This window comes from Streptomyces sp. NBC_00285 (assembly GCF_036174265.1).
In the GTDB taxonomy this organism is placed as follows: domain Bacteria; phylum Actinomycetota; class Actinomycetes; order Streptomycetales; family Streptomycetaceae; genus Streptomyces.
The window spans coordinates 5,924,856-5,939,555 of record NZ_CP108055.1 but is presented as its reverse complement, the minus strand read 5'-3'; the positions used below and the strand labels follow the sequence as shown (position 1 = coordinate 5,939,555).

The following is a 14,700-nucleotide window of genomic DNA, read 5'->3' as shown; positions in this document are numbered from 1 at the left end:
AGAGTGCCGCACTCCTCATGCTCTGGGAATCAGCCGAACTTCATGTCGATGACCAGGGTCGAGTCGAGCTGCCTATCGGCCTGTTGGCGGAGGTCGGTATCTCACCGGATACCGACCTTGTCGCGTTCAGCGACGGGGACGGGGACGGGGACGGGGACGGGGACGGGCGGAACGTCCTCCCGCGGCCCGAGGACGCGATCCGTGACCTTATAGAGAAGGGAATGCTCTGACGAGGTTGAGGGGTTCCTGTCCAAGGCTCGAACCCGCCGACTACGAACCAGGGTTGAATCCCAGCCGTAGCGCTTCGCTACGCGCGTGCAGGGCCTGAACGGCCTGTGTCTCGGGAACTTCCTGCTCCAGTTCGAGTCGACGTCCGACGAACTGGGCCAGTTGCCGCTGCCAGGGTTCGAGGTTCCGGGTCTCCTTGGCCCAGCGTTCGATCGCGTACCACTCGTCGGCCGGGATCAAAGCGGCCTCTTCACCTGCTCCTTCCTCAGCACCTGTACCGCCAGCGAGTGTCGCCTCGTCCAACGAATGGTCGAGCAACTCCGCCGTCAGGGCTCGGGGAGTCTGCCAGGGAACCCTGGACACGGCGTCCCAGCACGCCGCCTTCTTGGCCCACTCACCCACGTGGTTCCCCTCAAGAGGAGCGGTCACCGCCCGCATGACGCGGGGGCACAGGTCGTGGATCGCGGCCTCCAGCACTGGTGAGACGCCCTGCTCTCGCCAGATCCGGTCAAGATCGATCCGGCGGTCCGTTGCCAGTGCCAGGCGAGCCACGGTGTACGTGGTGATCATGCTCTTGTGGCTGCCTGCTCCGTGAATGCCGGCGACCCGGTCCACCGCCTTGAACAGGATGGCCATCGCGATCACCCTCTGGCAGTACTGAACGTCGACGCGGGGCGGCGCTTTCTCGACGTTGAACATGAACTCGACGAAGTTCTTCTGTGCTCCGCGGCTCACGTGGTAGGGCAGCTGGTTCCACGAGTGGACGAACTTGGCGAGGTCCGCCTTGGTGAACTTCTGCTTGGTCGGGTTCAGCTTCTTGAACTGCCGTTGCCTGGCCGGGGTACGGGCCTTGGCCAGCTCGTCCGTGTACTGGCCACGCGCACGCTCGTAGAACCAGTGGGTCTCCTGACCACTGCCGTCCGTCGCGGGGGCCCACAGGGAGCGGGTGATCCGCTGCATGTCCACGTGGTAGTCGTGGTTGGAACTGAAGTCGACCTGGGTCACCCGGTTCTGCGTGTTGGAGTACTCCGAGATCTTCGGAACGATCTCCGCGAGCCGCTCGGGCGCCACCTCCGTCAGCTTCATCTGTACCCGGACGTGGGACAGGTCCGCCTTGTCGCGGCTCAGCGCATAGTGGAGCGAGGCGGTCGTCTGGCCGCCGTTCACTATCTGCAGGCCGTGCACTCCGGAGATGTGGCTGGGCTCGCCGTCCGGGCCCCTCACGAAGTCGACCTCTGACGCGGTCGCGGTGATCCCGTTGTTGTAGGCCAGGAACCGGCCCGGCGCGTTCAACAAGGTTTCCCGGATCCCCCGGTTGACCGCACCGCGGGTCTGGAGGAAGGAGCGAACGTTGAGTTCGAGGAGCCGGGTGCCGTACTCGGCGTACAACTCGGCGAGCATCTCCCCGGGTATGACCGCCAGGACCACGGAGTGGTCCTCCTCCGAGCTCGGGGCGGAGACACAGGGCAGCGGAGGGGCGAAGGGCACCATGATGGGCTCCCCGAGGGCGCCCGACGTCGCGTGACGGTGCAGTCGCGCCAGGTCCCACACCTCGTGGGTCACCTGGAGGCCGTCGAAGTCCGAGGTCGGCACCTCGGTTGCAGTGCACACCCTGTTACTGAGCAGGAAGAGCCTGATCCGCTGCACCTCGGTCAGAGCCTTCTCGACCGCCGCGCACATGTCGTACACGTCGAACGACTCGTCGATGTGCTGCTGCAGCCCGTCCCGGCAACGCTGTACGAACGCCAGAAGCCGTCTGAAAGACGTCTCGGTCTGTGCCTTCGTGAGCTTGGTCTCCAACGGTGCCAGCTGGAAGTCCGTCACGAACAGGTCCAGGGACTCGCCCGACTCCCCGATGCCGTAGCCATGTACCTCGTGGCCATGCATCTTGTGGTAGGCGGTGAACGTGTTGGACACGACGCCCGCCTGCTCCAGGTCCTCGAAGACCCGGCGTGTGAACGCCTCCGGGGTGGTCGTTCCCTCGGCATCCGCGGTCGCTTGGACGTCGGCGACGAGGCTCCGCGAGAACTCGGCCAGGTCGAGCTCAGCCATGGGATCCCCCGATCAGTTCCTTCACCTCGTCGACCGTGGCGCGGTAGGCGTCCAGACCCGAGGTGCTCACGTGGTACGTACAGTCACCGACGCCGTCTGGCAGGTCCGACTCAACCAGTCTGGGGAAGCCTTCCCGCACGTGCCAGAACCGAAGCTCGCGGAGGGTGTACCGGGGCTCTTCATAGAGGTCATGTTGCCCGGGGAGATAGCCGACCTGGATGAGCAGGCCGTCGAACCTGGCCCGGGCGGCCGGGCTCGTGAGCTGCTGTCGTATCCCCTCCACCCTCCTGTTCAGGCTCTCCCCCGATCCGCCGCGTCGTTCGTCGAGGTTCGCGAGCGCGAGGACCAGCGCAGGCGTACCAGTGCCGTCCAGCTGTCTCTCACTGGCGATCCGTATGCTCCGGGGGCGCTTCGCGACACTGGCCTTGGTCTCGACCGCCACCCCGGACAGCTGGAAGTCCTGGTTGGTCCCCGTGGGCCCGGTCCACGCCTCGACCGCCTCGGACTGGCCCAGAGAGGCCAGGAGGACGTCGCCCAGCACCAAGAGTTCGCCGTAGAGCCCACGCCGCGCCTCGGCGCTCAGCCCGTCCCTGCTGACAGCACGCAGGAGGTCCTGCCACCTCTCGAACCGGTCCACCGCTGCTGCCAGCGCCTCCGCAGCGGCCGGCGCAGTCTTGGCGGTCTCGGCGACGTCGGTGACAAGCGGGTTGAACACCTCGCGAAGCCCGTCCGCAGTCAGGATCACCTGGAGTTCATACTCGACCCGGGACACGGCACTGAGGTTCATCTCGATCCCGGCTGCCTTGGGAAGGCGACCCACCGACCGCACGATCGGGTCTGCGGAACGAGCGTCCGCCCGGAACACCAACATGCGCTGTCCGCCTGGGTGGGAGACGGAGAGAAAGATGTCGAGAGGAGACTCCGGGTACAGACGGAGGTTGGACCTCCCCGGGGCGTCCTGGGGGCTCTCCAGTTCACGCCACTCGTCCTCGGTGACGGTCACGCCTCGTCCTCCTCCTCGTCGATGGTGTAGATGTCCTCCTGGAGCCAGATGGTGTTGGCGACGTATTCGGTCTTCGACTGGTACTCGGAGTGCGGGAAGCTCACCTGGAAGCCCACAAGGGGGGTCGTCGACTCGGCGTCGGCGGACTTCGGCAGCACGATGGGGTAGATCAGCAGGAGCCCCTGGTCGGTCCTCCGCTCCCGCCGAATGAACGGTCCTGCCGGGGTCTTCGGCTCCGGCGCTTCCTTCTTCTCGGCGGCCTTCTTCGCGGCCTTGCGGGCTGCGACCATCTGCTCGGGATCGAGACCGATCAGCTCGTCCGGTGGGCTGAGCACTCGGCGGATCGTGTACCTTCCCTCCGTCTCGAATCCCTCGTTGAGCGAAGTGCGGGTCACAAGTCCGACCGTGCGCCCGCCGATGACCCGCGGCGACTTCGACGTCTTGCTGCTGACCAGGCAAACCGTCCAGCTGCCCAACTCACCCACCTTTGCGCACTGCTCGACGTACTTCGCGATGAGCCTCGGGCGAACCCGCTGCGCCATACGGTCCGTCTCGTAGGAGGTGAGGAACTCGGAGACCAATTCAGGGGGCACCCCGTCCCACCGGACGTTGCCGCCCGGGCCTCCGGGTTCCGCGACGCTGCCCATCCGGCGGAGAAGGGTTTCGAGGGCCCTGAAGTTGTTCTCGACGGTCCTTTCAGCGAGCCTGAAGATCACGGTCTCCGGTCCCTCCCCGGAGTAGCTGAGCAGGATCTTCGTGCTCTGCCGCATCTTGTTGGCTGCGGTCACCGTGAGACCCAGCGAAGAGGACCGGACCTTCAGCCCGAACTCCTTCGGAGTGAGGCTGAGCGCCGCCATCTCCTCGACCTCCCTGCGGAGTTCGTCGGTCGCAGCGGTGACCTCCGCGTAGGCGTCTTCGAGCGCTGGCGTGGTGTAAAGACGGCACACGTCCTCGTAGCCGGGGCGGTATCCGAACCACCGGCCCATCTGGAGGAGGGTGTCGTACGTCTTCGAGACGCGCAGGTAGTAGCTGACGGTCAGGCCGTCCAGGGTGAGGCCGCGGGAGAGTTTCTGTCCCCCGATGGCGATCACGGACAGGCCGTTCCTCCGGTTCTCGTAGTAGTCGAGTGCATCCTTGGAGGTGCCGTTCACCGTCTTGACCTGGATCTTCCTGAGGGCAGGAAGGAGCTGTTCGGACACCCGCTCCCAGGTCAGGCGTTCCACCTCGTCAGCCGGGAACTTGTCCGTGGTGGGCACGAAGTCCCGCTCCCAGAGAGCCCGGAGCTCGGCGCGGAGCTCAGGGCCCTTTCCGTACCGGTCCCGGATCATGTCCACGATGAGCCGCAGGTGGTCGTCGACCTGGTCGCGAACGAGCGTCTGCACCGCTGTGAAACGGGTGACGTGCACCAGCATCGAGTTGTGGACCTTCGTCTGCCCTCGCGCCCGACGGGCCGCGCATGCGAGCACGAACGAGAAGATCGCGTCGCGGAGGGACTGCGGGAGCCTGTCACTCGGGCTGTCACCGGACTTGTGCCTGGGGGGAAGCCAGGTGTCCGCGTCGTCCACGTGGCGGACCAGCGGCAGCGGCTGCACGTCCTCCTCGTCCTCGTCGTCGACCTGGAGTCCGAAAACCCGCTCAGGACCCAGGTAGTTCGACGGCGAAGGGAGACTGCGGATGAAGCTGTACGGGAAGAGATCCTCCCCGGCGACGTCGTGGTCCGCGTCCGGATCGATGTAGATGTTGGCGAAGGGGGTGGCCGTGTACCCGACGTACGAAGCCTTGTCGAAGCTCTTCATGAGCCTGCGGATGGCGGCGTTGGTCTTGGTCGGGTCTGCCTCGGGGTCACGGACCGTGTTGATTGAGGCGTTGTCGGCCTCGTCGTCGATGACGAACAGAGGGAGGTCCTTCACGACCTTCTCGCCGTTCTCGTCCTCGGTGCCGTGGACGTCTATCACCCAGTTACGCAGGTACTCAAGGATCTTGTAGTGCTTCTTGACGACGAGGACGACGGGGAAGCGGCCGAGGGGGAAGTTGATGGCCTTGGCTGTCGCGAGGCCGAAGTCCCCTTTTTCCGCGCTGCTTGTCGGGGACGCGATGTCGAGCTTCTTGGCGAGGGGCATGGCTCCCGCACCGATCGCGCGTGAACGGCCGTCCTCGTTGGATCGGTTCTGGTGCTGGGTGTCAAAACCCAGGAGCCCTTCGTCTACCCGCAGTTGTGTCTGGCTCCGGAGGTCGTTGTGGATGCCGGCGAGGACCACGATGAACCGGTATCCCGCGTCAACGGCCTTCGCAGCAAGCCCGATGTACTGGCCGGTCTTGCCCGACTGCACCTGTCCGATCACAAGACCCTGCCGACGCCAGGGTCCGGAGCGGCGCGGGTCCTCTAGCTGACTCAGCACCTCGTCCGAGCTCTGGTCCAGCCGCCTCACGACCCACGGCGGAAGGTTCACGACGTCTTCGAGGTACCGTCGATAGCGCTCCCAGAAGTCCCAGGCCCGGTCGTTCTTCGCTTCGGGCAGCCAGGGCTCATGCCCCTTGGGGTCGACCAGTGCCAGGGACCGTTCCTGGAAAACGGCGGTCATGGCCTCGATCTCCTTGGCCAGCTGCTCCCGGTCAAGGTCCTCCCCCTGCGCGGCCAGCATTCCGAAGATGGCGTTGACCGCGTTCTGCACCTCCTCCGGCTTCGGCTGACGGTCCTGAGGCAGGAATCCGAGAACCAGGCGTGTGGCCTTGGCCATGGGCTCGTCGGGAACGGCGCTCACGTGGGACCTCCAGCGGGACGTAGACGGTATGAAGCAGGGTAGGAGCGGCCTCTGGCAACGACTCAGCTCATCCGCTCCAGAACCCCTGCAGTTGGTCGAAGGGAGGCATGGTGCGCAGCCTCTCGCGGGCGGCTGCGGGCGAGCGACCGCCCGAGACGAGTGACTCGTAGATGCACTGTGCAACCTCGGTCGCCGCCTCGTCGGCGGCCCCTGGTCCGCCGAACGGCTCCGGATCGTCGCTGGTGTCCGTCTCGTGCATCACTCGCAAGGCGGCAACGGGCACCGTCTCCTCCAGCAGCCGGATCAACGCGCGTACGTCAGCCGTGTTGTTGCCGCCGGGTCTCAGAGCAGCCTGGACCAGCGGATGGCTGCGGTTGATCCTGCACGTGACCCTGCCGTCCGGCCGGCGCACGTTCCAGGCATACGACAGAGGATCGCCGTGAGTCCGTGCTGCGACCTGTCCACGGTGCCGCAGCACGTCTGCGGCCTTCGCTCGGGCCTGCCCTGCGATGCGCTGAAGGTGCGGACGTAGACCGACAGGCGGAACGACGCTGGACTTCCTCACGTCAACGCCCCACTCGGCATCGGTCTCGGCCGGGATGTCGACGGCGATCCGCGCCAGGTTGTACTTCTCCTCACGGCGCATGCCTCTGTGCCCCAGCCAGTCGCCGGCCAGGATCAGGCGGTTCCGACGGTAGACGTAGAAACCCTGCTGGTCGAGCCACCCCTGTGGTCCCGCAGCCCTGCCGTACTCCTCCGAGGTGATCCGGTGGGCGCTGGGGAGGATGAACGCCTCGACCCGTACGGAACTGCCGCCGAGAGGCAGTTCCTCGGTGGGGAGTCGCTGAACCGAGGGATGGTTGCTCATGAACGGATCCCAGGGCTCCACTGCAGTCCCGGACACCTGCAGGTTTCGGCGTCGACTCCCGGTGAGGAAGCGGGCGAAGACCATTCCGAGGTGCGACTCAGTGCGGGCCGCCTCGGCGTAGAACTGCTTCTGGGTGCGCTCGTCGTCCTCGCTGACCTCACCGCCGTGATAGCCGTTGAGCCGTCGCCAGAGCACGATCGTGCCGTGGTCAGTGCCACTCCGAAGCCTGTTCAACACGGTCGTCGTGTCGGCGTCCGCTCCGTGGAGCAGCCGCCACTCTCCGGATTCCTCGACGACATCGAGGTCCCAGGTCCGTATGTGCCAGTCACCGGCAGTGGCAGTGGCCACGGAGAGCTGTCGAGACTGCGAGAACGAGGCGGACTTCAGGCCCACGCCGAAACGACCCAGGTCAGTGGAGGAGCGTGACGTCGAGGGCCCACGAGCCGCCACGGTCATGGCCGTGACGAGTTGCTGGGCGTTCATGCCCTTGCCGTCGTCGACGACTGCGATCCACGAGTCCCGTCCCGCCCAGGTGAACTCGACGTCGATGTTCCGCGCGCCAGCCGAAACGCTGTTGTCGACGAGATCCGCGACGGCAGCCGGCAGCGAGTACCCCAGGGAGCTGAGCGAAGCCACCATGCCTGCGGGTTCGGGGGCCGCGATGTCGTACGTCATGGGTGCTTCCAGCCCGCTTCCCCCGATATGGGCCCTCTCGCTTTGCGGCTGACTCGTGATCCACACGATCCGAAGAACACCGCGAAGTCTGGGAGATGCCCCCTCAGGGCCGCCAGTTCATGCATCTGGCAAACCCCCGCCCAGAGGCGATGGTAATCGAGGCGTGGGGCGAATGGCCTGGTCTTCTCCGGATTCCGGCCTGCGCTCTCCAGCAGTGGTTCTCATTGAGCCAGCGACCGTCGCACTGCGTTGGCCAGCGACATCGCGCGCACATCGTCAGGGCCGCCGATGATGTGGTTCATCGCGTAGCCGAAGGCGATGCCGTGCTCCGGGTCAGCAAAGCCGAGCGAACCTCCCCGACCGGTATGGCCGAAGGCACACGGCCCGGTCATGGGGTTGGTTTCAGTGGGCAGCATGTACCCGGAGCTGAATCGGCTGGGGATCAGCATCACTTGATCCTTCCCGCCGGCCTGTTCCTTGGTCGCCGACTCCAGGGTTTCCGGGGTGAGCAGGCGCACGCCGTCCACCTCGCCGATCAGCGCGGCGTACATGCGCGCCAGTCCACGTGCGGTGCCGATGCCGTTGGATGCCGGGAGTTCCGCGGCCTGCACCTTGGGCGAGTCGAAGTCGATCGCAGCAGGGTCGGTGACCGCGTACGCCCTGTTGCTGAATGACTCCGGATCCCGCCAGGCGGCGACGAGTTCGCGGAGTTCCTCGGGAACCGACTCGGCGGGCACGGCAGTGAGGTCAACGGCCGGCCGCTGGTACGCCATGCGGCTGACCCGGTCGCGTTGATCCGCCGGCAGTCCGATGAAGAAGTCCAGTCCGAGGGGGGCAGCGATCTCGTCGGCGAAGAAGCGGCCCGGTGTCCGGCCGGACACGCGGCGGATCACCTCGCCGACCAGCCAGCCCCAGGTCCGGCCGTGGTATCCGTGCGTCGTGCCCGGAGTCCACAGGGGACGCTGCGCGGCCAGTGCGGTAACCATCGGGTGCCAGGCCAACGCCTCGTCCAGCGGGACCGGTTGGTCCAGCGCGATCAACCCGGCCTGGTGGGACAACAGCCAGCGCACCGGGATGTCCGCCTTGCCGTTCGCGGCGAACTCCGGCCAGTACTTCGCCACCGGTGCGTCCAGGTCCAATACGCCGCGCTGGGCCAGCATGTGCGCCGCTGTCGCGGTCGCGCCCTTGGTGGCCGAGTAGACCAACTGCAGCGTGTCTCGTGTCCACGGACGACCGGTTTCCGGATCGGCGGTGCCACCCCACAGGTCGACCACCGGCCGGCCGTACTGGTACACGCACACCGCCGCACCGATGTCCCCGTGCTGGGAGAAGTTCGCCTCGAACGCCTCACGCAGCGGTTCGAATCCAACCTCGACCTCGCCGTCGATCGTCGTCATGCCGTCCATCCTGGCATTTGGACCGGCTGCTCCAGCGGGGCGGGTTGGCCCTCGAAGTGCGAGACGGCGACTGTCAGGCCGCGATGGGAAGCGCCTGAAGACGCTCGCGGAACTCGCGGACGGCGGAGACGGATTTGCGCGGTTCGAGTCGAGCGTTGAACTCCTTCAAGCGGTCCAGGGCCCGTACGGAGCTGACACTGCTCTCCAGGAGCCCGGCGCCGTAGTTCGCGGCGTCCAGAGCCCCTTCCAGGTCGCCGCCGGCGAGCCGTGCCTCTGCCAGGCGGCTGGACCGTACGGCCTTGTCCCGGGGAGCCGCACTCTCCACGGAGGTCTCCAGGGAACTCGTCGCGCGCTCCACCTGCCCGGAACGCAACAGGACCTTGCCTTCGGTCGACTTCAACTGCGCCTCGCCGAACCAGTTGAGCCAGTCCGGGTTCTCCTCCACCGAGCCGTGCTCCCAGAGAGACACAGCTTGGTTGAGCGCCGTTCCGGCGTTCCGGTGGTCGCCGTCACGTGACAGTGCCTCCGCCTTGTGCAGGTAAAGGAAGGACTGGGTGTACGGCGACAGAGTTTGAGGTGCGTTGTCGATGGCGGTCGAGATGAGGTCGACCCGCTCGGCGGTCCGTCCAGCCTCAGAGACCTGGACTCCCATCTCCGCGAGGATGAAGGCGCCGAAGGCGTCGTCTCCAGAGGTCCGAGCGCTACGCAGGGCCCCGACGTAGTAGTGCTGGCCGGCGGACCGCAGGCCGGCGTCGTAGGCCATCCAGCCGGTCAGGTGCGACACCCGGGCCGCCAGCGAGTAGAGGCGGACGCGAATCCTGTCCGTGTAGCGGCCGGCGCCGAGGAGGCCAGTCACCAGGGCGAGGTCACCGCGTGCCTGTTCCAGGAGTCGGGCGCCTCCGAGTTGGTCGTCGAGCGTGCGGAGTGTGCTGATGCGCTGCTCGATCGTCGAGACCATCGTGTCCGTGACCTGGTCGCCGTTGAGCGCTGAGGCGAAGGCGGAGGGCGCGTCCGCCCAGCTCGCTGCGAGGCTCGTCAGGGCGGCGCCGGTGATGGTGAGAAAGCCCCGGCGGTCCATGCGGCCACTCCCCACGAGTTCGGACAAGGCTTCAACGGTACCGGCCTCGGTCCACGGTGTGGTGAGCTCCGCGATCTCCCAGACCGGGAGCCACCGGGGCCATCCTTCCTCCCGGACCTGCTCGTACGGGACGCACAGTAAGTCGGCGAGCACGCGCTGGGCGTCAGCGTCCGGCTCCTGTCCCTGCTCCCATTTCCACACGGTCGTCCGGTTGGTCGCCAGCGGGATTCCGAGTGATCGGCCGTGCGCTTGCATGAGGCGGGCGAACTCGGCCTTGCCCCATCCGCGCATGTGGCGGAGGAAGCTCAGCGGGTGGACTGCCAACGGTTCACCAGGCACGTCTTCACTCCCGTCATCCCTTCGCGGCGTAGTGGGGAGGCTACTTCGCGTGTCCGTGTACGGGGAGGGCGTCCCCATGAGGAACCCCCTAGAAACGTTCCGCCTTGCCCGCTGGGCCCGTTGACTGAGTGTCAGCCGTCCAGCGAGGAGCGCGCGCAAGGCGTCCGCTTCGGGAACGGTTCCTCAGATCGGCGGCTTCGTCCCCGTATCCCCCGTCGGGGACGAAGCCGCTCTCCAGCTCTTCGGAGGCGTCCGCCATGCCCACGCTCATCCATCGGTTCGTCCTTGCGGGTATGGAAAGGGAAGTGCCCCTTGCCCGGCGCCAGGTCGTCGACAAGGTGCGTACCTGGGGTGTGCCGGTGGACGACGAGACAGCCGACACCATCCGCCTTGTCGCTTCCGAACTCATCACCAACGCCGTGGTCCATGGGGAGGGACCCGTCACCGTCGCGCTGCACCACCGCCCCGGCAGTCTGATGATCAGCGTCGTCGACGGCAATCCCTTGGCTCCGCAGCTGAGTTGTGCCCACGACGACGATGAGAGCGGGCGCGGTCTTGCAATGGTCGGTCTTCTCGCTTCGCGGTCTGACTGGGAGCCCTCCGGCTGCGGGAAGCTCGTATGGGCGGAGATCGAGCTTCCCAAGGCGGCTCCTGCCATCCGAGCCGCCGTTCTGCGCAGGTTATTCGCGCGCCGGCCGAAGCGCGGGGCCGTAACCGAGCCCGAGTCGCTCACTCTGGCGGTCGCGTGATGGGACGGCACGCATTACGAGCGCATCCACTTCCTGATCCTGACATGGTCTTCCGGCCCACCCGCCGCGACATCGACCCCGTCACCAGGGAGCCCACTGAGTACGCGCTATGGGACCGCCACGAATGGCACGCACGCGGCGAGTGCTGGCTGTGGTGTGGACGGGACGACGTCGAGGTCACATGGATCGGGCCCGTCCGGTCGAGCGGTATGCACGCGACCCTCTACGCATGCCGTGCATGTCTCTACGAGCTGGACCAGCGCGTTCTGGAGATCAACATGCGTGAGGACGCAGGCGCTCTGCGGGTTCATCGCTGACCTGTCCCTTGCGCCGGACCCCGGTTCATCGCGCGCCCAATGACCGCCGCCCCACGGCAACCCAGTTCTCCCACGGCCTTGGGGCGACCATCAACCTCCCGTCGGAGCCCTGGCGGGAGAACCGAAGAGGAAGGAGCACGAGGTGGCAGAGAACACGACACCGCCTTCGGCCCGGAGGGGCCTCCTGGTGGCGGTGCAGGAGTTGACCGCCGTCCACGACCGGTACGACAGCCTCCGGTCGGACAACCAGGGTAGTTCCGGCGACGCGCCGTGGCCGGGTGGCGACGGCAACCTGCACGACAGCGAGTAAGGCACCAAGCGGTGAGGGCCGGCGCGGTCAGCCGTGCCGGCCCTCACCGCGTCCGAAGCATTGGTCGAACCCATGGAGGACGCACGATGGAACATCGGTTGATCAGCGCCATCGAGACAGCGCTCGGGTGGAGCGGAGCCGAGGAGCTGGGCAAGGACTTCGTACGCGGGAGCATGGACGACCCCGCACTCGTCTCCCGCATCATGACCGCGAACCGCCTGCTCGACATCGCCATGCGCAGGAGCCTGAACCGCCCGCAGTTCCGGTGCTTCCAGAAGGGCGAGGAGGTCCATCCGGCCATCTACTACACCGACAGCGTCAGTCCCCGGGGCCAGAGCATCTCCATGGTCAACATGCGCAGCCTGGGCAGGCTCTTGGGTGAAGGCGCGACGGTGATCATGGACCAGGCCAACGTCTTCGATCCGACCATGGAAGTCGCCTGCCGGGCCCTGCAGTGGTGGTCCCGTGAGCGAGTCCAGGTCAACGCGTACCTGACGACGAACGACGCTTCCGGCTTCCCCCTGCACTGGGACGACCACGATGTCGTCATCGTCCAGCTCGCGGGTGAGAAGGAATGGGAGGTCCGCGCGACCTCTCGCAACGTCCCGATGTACCGGGACGCCGACCCCAACACCACTCCGAGCGACGAGATCATCTGGTCCGGCCTGATGCGGACCGGCGACGTCATGCACATCCCCCGGGGCCACTGGCACCAAGCGACTCGGACCGGCAGCGGCTCCGGCAACAGCCTTCACGTCACGTTCGGCATCACCAAGCGCACGGGGGCGAGCTGGCTCGCGTGGCTGGCCGACTGGTGCCGCGAGCACGAGGTCTTCCGCCACGACCTCGACCGCTGGCAGGGAACAGGCCGCGAGGCCCTGACCGAGGCCGCCGCCCAGCTGATCAGCGAGCGCCCGCCGGCCGACTTCCTTGACGCATACGAGCAGGCGACGACACTGCCCCGGCACGTGCCGTTCCTCGACATACTCGGGCCGCTCGACGCAGTGGTGTGCACCACCCATTTCCCGCCCCAGATTCAGGAGCACGGAGAAACCGTCGACATCGTGGCCTCGGGGAAAAAGCTCACCCTCGCGGCCAAGGCCCTGCCCGCTCTGCGTTTGCTGCTCAGCGGCAGGCCGGTCGAGGTCGAACATGCCGCGGCCGTCGTCGGAGCCGAAGTGACGGAGGTCGCTGAGATCCTGGTGAAGGAGGAGCTGTGCGCGGTGCTGACCCCCGAGTTGTTCTCGGGCTACACCGGTCTCGTCACGAACGCCGGCTCCTGACCGGGGCGCTCGACCTCGGCGTCACAGCACTCGACACCAGCACCAACTACCTCGGCTTCCGTTCGCATCAGGTCCTGGCGCAGACGGCCGGCGACCTGCTGCCGAAGTTCACCGTCTCCACGAAGGTGGGCTACTTTCCGGGGCCGGGCGGGGCGGAGCATTCCTTGGACCCGGTACGGCTGCACGCGGCCGTGGAACAAGTGGCTGGGGACCTGGGGCAGGAGCCGGATCTGGTGTTCCTGCACAACCCGGAACACTCACTCCGCGAGGCCGACCCGCACGGCCGGGAGGTGCTGACAGAAGCATGCGCTGCCCTCGATGACGCTACGAGCAAGGGCCTGTGCGCTGCCTGGGGCATCGCGTCGTGGGATCCATCATCCCTGGTGGGACTGATTGGCCCGACCGTACCGAGGCCAGCGACCCTCATGGTCCGCGCCGGCCTACTGGTCGGAGTCAGAACGTTGGACGCCGCGGACGCCCTCATCAAGGCGTGGGTCCTGGACCCCAGCGAGGTATGGGGCATGAGCCCCTTCGGCGGCAGTACCAGCGACTTGGTGTGGGCCAGGATCGACCCCCGTGTCTTCCTCGGTGGCAGCCGTCAACTCTCTCGCGTGCAGGCGGCGTTCATAGCCGCCTATCACCTGCCGAGGGTCGGCACTGTGGCTGTGGGCACTGATGAGCCCGCCCATCTGGGCGAACTCGTCGGTGCCCTGGTTGGCGAGGTCGAGGAACGAACGGTCCAGGAGTACCGGAGTCTCCTGCGAGGCCGTTCACGCGATCAGCCGGTCTGAAGCTCCTTGATGACCTGTTCGGCCATGCGCCGGGCGGGTTTCAGCCGAGGGTCTTCTGGGTGTGCGTACGGCCCGAGGATCTTTGAGCAGGCGAACAACGTCATCAACTTGCCGTCCCGGCTCTCGAAGTCGGACCGGCGCTCGTGCCATACGCGATCGGCCAGAGCCGGGACAGCAAGGGAACTCGCCCACAGCGAGGCCGAGTCCAGCCCCAGCGGCGCGTTACCCCAGTCCTCCCAGTCGAAGAGACTGAACGCTGGAGCGGTCATGTTGGCCCAGTTCAGGTCCGCGTGGGCTGGCACCCACTGCTCGATGGTCGTATCGAGATCGCCGGAGAAAACACCGCGGATGGACTCGGTGACGAGGGCCTGGGTGATGGTGTCGGTGTCCGGTGTGGCGACCCGACTCGTGCGCTGGGCCGCCAGCGCGTCCAACGACGCGTTCAATGCCCCCCACCAGTCATCTGACAGCTTCGGGGCTTCACTCAGGATGGCGCTTCCGACAGGAGCCCCTGGCAGGAGTTCAGTTTCGTCGGCTCGCCACATCACCGGCCCGTCCGTGGCCCGCCAGACCACACATCCGTGCCATTCGGGCTGGGCGATGCCCTTCAGGCAGGCGGCACTTTCAGTCCCGTTCCAGCCCTGGTCGGAGATCTTGTCGAGCAGGCGTCGCTCGATCCGTACCCATGTGCCGCGGTCTGTTTTCGCCCCCACGGATCGGCGCTTGCGCACTATCGTGTCCGGGAGCAGCCCCACTTGGAGAGACCGCTCGACGCGATCAAGAACCTCTTCAACCGGCTGTACGCGTAGGTCGACAGCGTGACCCGTGGAGACCGAGAGCGCCATGGA

At 66.7% G+C, this 14,700-nt stretch carries 12 protein-coding genes; 5 read left to right on the top strand and 7 right to left on the bottom strand.

Annotated elements, in window-relative coordinates; translation table 11 throughout:
- Positions 1–270 precede the first annotated feature (270 nt).
- From OHT57_RS27305 to OHT57_RS27280, 6 genes are all read right to left on the bottom strand, one after another.
- Positions 271–2,280 carry an AIPR family protein gene (locus OHT57_RS27305; RefSeq protein ID WP_328749148.1) on the bottom strand — a complete coding sequence of 670 codons (2,010 nt, stop codon included), beginning with the start codon at positions 2,278–2,280 and terminating at the stop codon, positions 271–273.
- The gene (locus OHT57_RS27300) at positions 2,273–3,283 is read right to left on the bottom strand and encodes a PD-(D/E)XK motif protein (protein ID WP_328749147.1); all 1,011 of its coding nucleotides are present in this window, start codon (positions 3,281–3,283) and stop codon (positions 2,273–2,275) included. Before OHT57_RS27300 ends, OHT57_RS27305 begins: the two co-directional genes overlap by 8 nt.
- Entirely contained in the window at positions 3,280–6,045 is a 2,766-nt protein-coding gene (locus OHT57_RS27295; RefSeq protein ID WP_328749146.1) for a Z1 domain-containing protein, read from the bottom strand. Before OHT57_RS27295 ends, OHT57_RS27300 begins: the two co-directional genes overlap by 4 nt.
- Before the next feature lie 67 nt (positions 6,046–6,112).
- Entirely contained in the window at positions 6,113–7,588 is a 1,476-nt protein-coding gene (locus OHT57_RS27290; protein ID WP_328749145.1) for an ATP-binding protein, read from the bottom strand.
- Positions 7,589–7,809: 221 nt separating this feature from the next.
- Positions 7,810–8,985, bottom strand: coding sequence for a serine hydrolase domain-containing protein (locus tag OHT57_RS27285; RefSeq protein WP_328749144.1), 1,176 nt, complete (start codon positions 8,983–8,985; stop codon positions 7,810–7,812).
- Between the two features lie 73 nt (positions 8,986–9,058).
- The gene (locus tag OHT57_RS27280; protein ID WP_328749143.1) at positions 9,059–10,354 is read right to left on the bottom strand and encodes a transcriptional regulator; all 1,296 of its coding nucleotides are present in this window, start codon (positions 10,352–10,354) and stop codon (positions 9,059–9,061) included.
- A 305-nt stretch (positions 10,355–10,659) separates the two neighbouring features.
- Here OHT57_RS27280 and OHT57_RS27275 point away from each other — a divergent pair, with 305 nt between their 5' ends.
- The 5 genes from OHT57_RS27275 to OHT57_RS27255 all read left to right on the top strand — a co-directional run bounded on the left by OHT57_RS27275 (position 10,660) and on the right by OHT57_RS27255 (position 13,852).
- A complete protein-coding gene (locus tag OHT57_RS27275; RefSeq protein ID WP_328749142.1) occupies positions 10,660–11,151 on the top strand; it encodes an ATP-binding protein in 492 nt (163 codons plus the stop codon).
- 44 nt (positions 11,152–11,195) lie between these two features.
- The gene (locus tag OHT57_RS27270) at positions 11,196–11,468 is read left to right on the top strand and encodes a hypothetical protein (protein ID WP_328749141.1); all 273 of its coding nucleotides are present in this window, start codon (positions 11,196–11,198) and stop codon (positions 11,466–11,468) included.
- Between the two features lie 142 nt (positions 11,469–11,610).
- The gene (locus OHT57_RS27265; RefSeq protein ID WP_328749140.1) at positions 11,611–11,778 is read left to right on the top strand and encodes a hypothetical protein; all 168 of its coding nucleotides are present in this window, start codon (positions 11,611–11,613) and stop codon (positions 11,776–11,778) included.
- 86 nt (positions 11,779–11,864) lie between these two features.
- Positions 11,865–13,061 (top strand): JmjC domain-containing protein, encoded by a 1,197-nt coding sequence (locus OHT57_RS27260; protein WP_328749139.1) that lies wholly within the window; start codon positions 11,865–11,867, stop codon positions 13,059–13,061.
- Complete coding sequence (locus tag OHT57_RS27255) at positions 12,995–13,852, top strand: aldo/keto reductase (protein ID WP_328749138.1); 858 nt, start codon at positions 12,995–12,997, stop codon at positions 13,850–13,852. The genes OHT57_RS27260 and OHT57_RS27255 overlap by 67 nt, the downstream gene beginning before the upstream one ends.
- Here the strand turns inward: OHT57_RS27255 and OHT57_RS27250 are convergent.
- Positions 13,840–14,697, bottom strand: a complete 858-nt coding sequence (locus OHT57_RS27250) for a hypothetical protein (protein ID WP_328749137.1) — start codon at positions 14,695–14,697, stop codon at positions 13,840–13,842. The genes OHT57_RS27255 and OHT57_RS27250 overlap by 13 nt on opposite strands.
- Positions 14,698–14,700: the final 3 nt, after the last annotated feature.

Bases quoted from the DNA above. Each gene is read 5' to 3' on its own strand.
- OHT57_RS27305 (WP_328749148.1), bottom strand. From the start codon at position 2,280: ATGGCTGAGCTCGACCTGGCCGAGTTCTCGCGGAGCCTCGTCGCCGAC.
- OHT57_RS27290 (WP_328749145.1), bottom strand. From the start codon at position 7,588: ATGACGTACGACATCGCGGCCCCCGAACCCGCAGGCATGGTGGCTTCG.
- OHT57_RS27285 (WP_328749144.1), bottom strand. From the start codon at position 8,985: ATGACGACGATCGACGGCGAGGTCGAGGTTGGATTCGAACCGCTGCGT.
- OHT57_RS27280 (WP_328749143.1), bottom strand. From the start codon at position 10,354: ATGCGCGGATGGGGCAAGGCCGAGTTCGCCCGCCTCATGCAAGCGCAC.
- OHT57_RS27275 (WP_328749142.1), top strand. From the start codon at position 10,660: ATGCCCACGCTCATCCATCGGTTCGTCCTTGCGGGTATGGAAAGGGAA.
- OHT57_RS27270 (WP_328749141.1), top strand. From the start codon at position 11,196: ATGGTCTTCCGGCCCACCCGCCGCGACATCGACCCCGTCACCAGGGAG.
- OHT57_RS27260 (WP_328749139.1), top strand. From the start codon at position 11,865: ATGGAACATCGGTTGATCAGCGCCATCGAGACAGCGCTCGGGTGGAGC.
- OHT57_RS27250 (WP_328749137.1), bottom strand. From the start codon at position 14,697: ATGGCGCTCTCGGTCTCCACGGGTCACGCTGTCGACCTACGCGTACAG.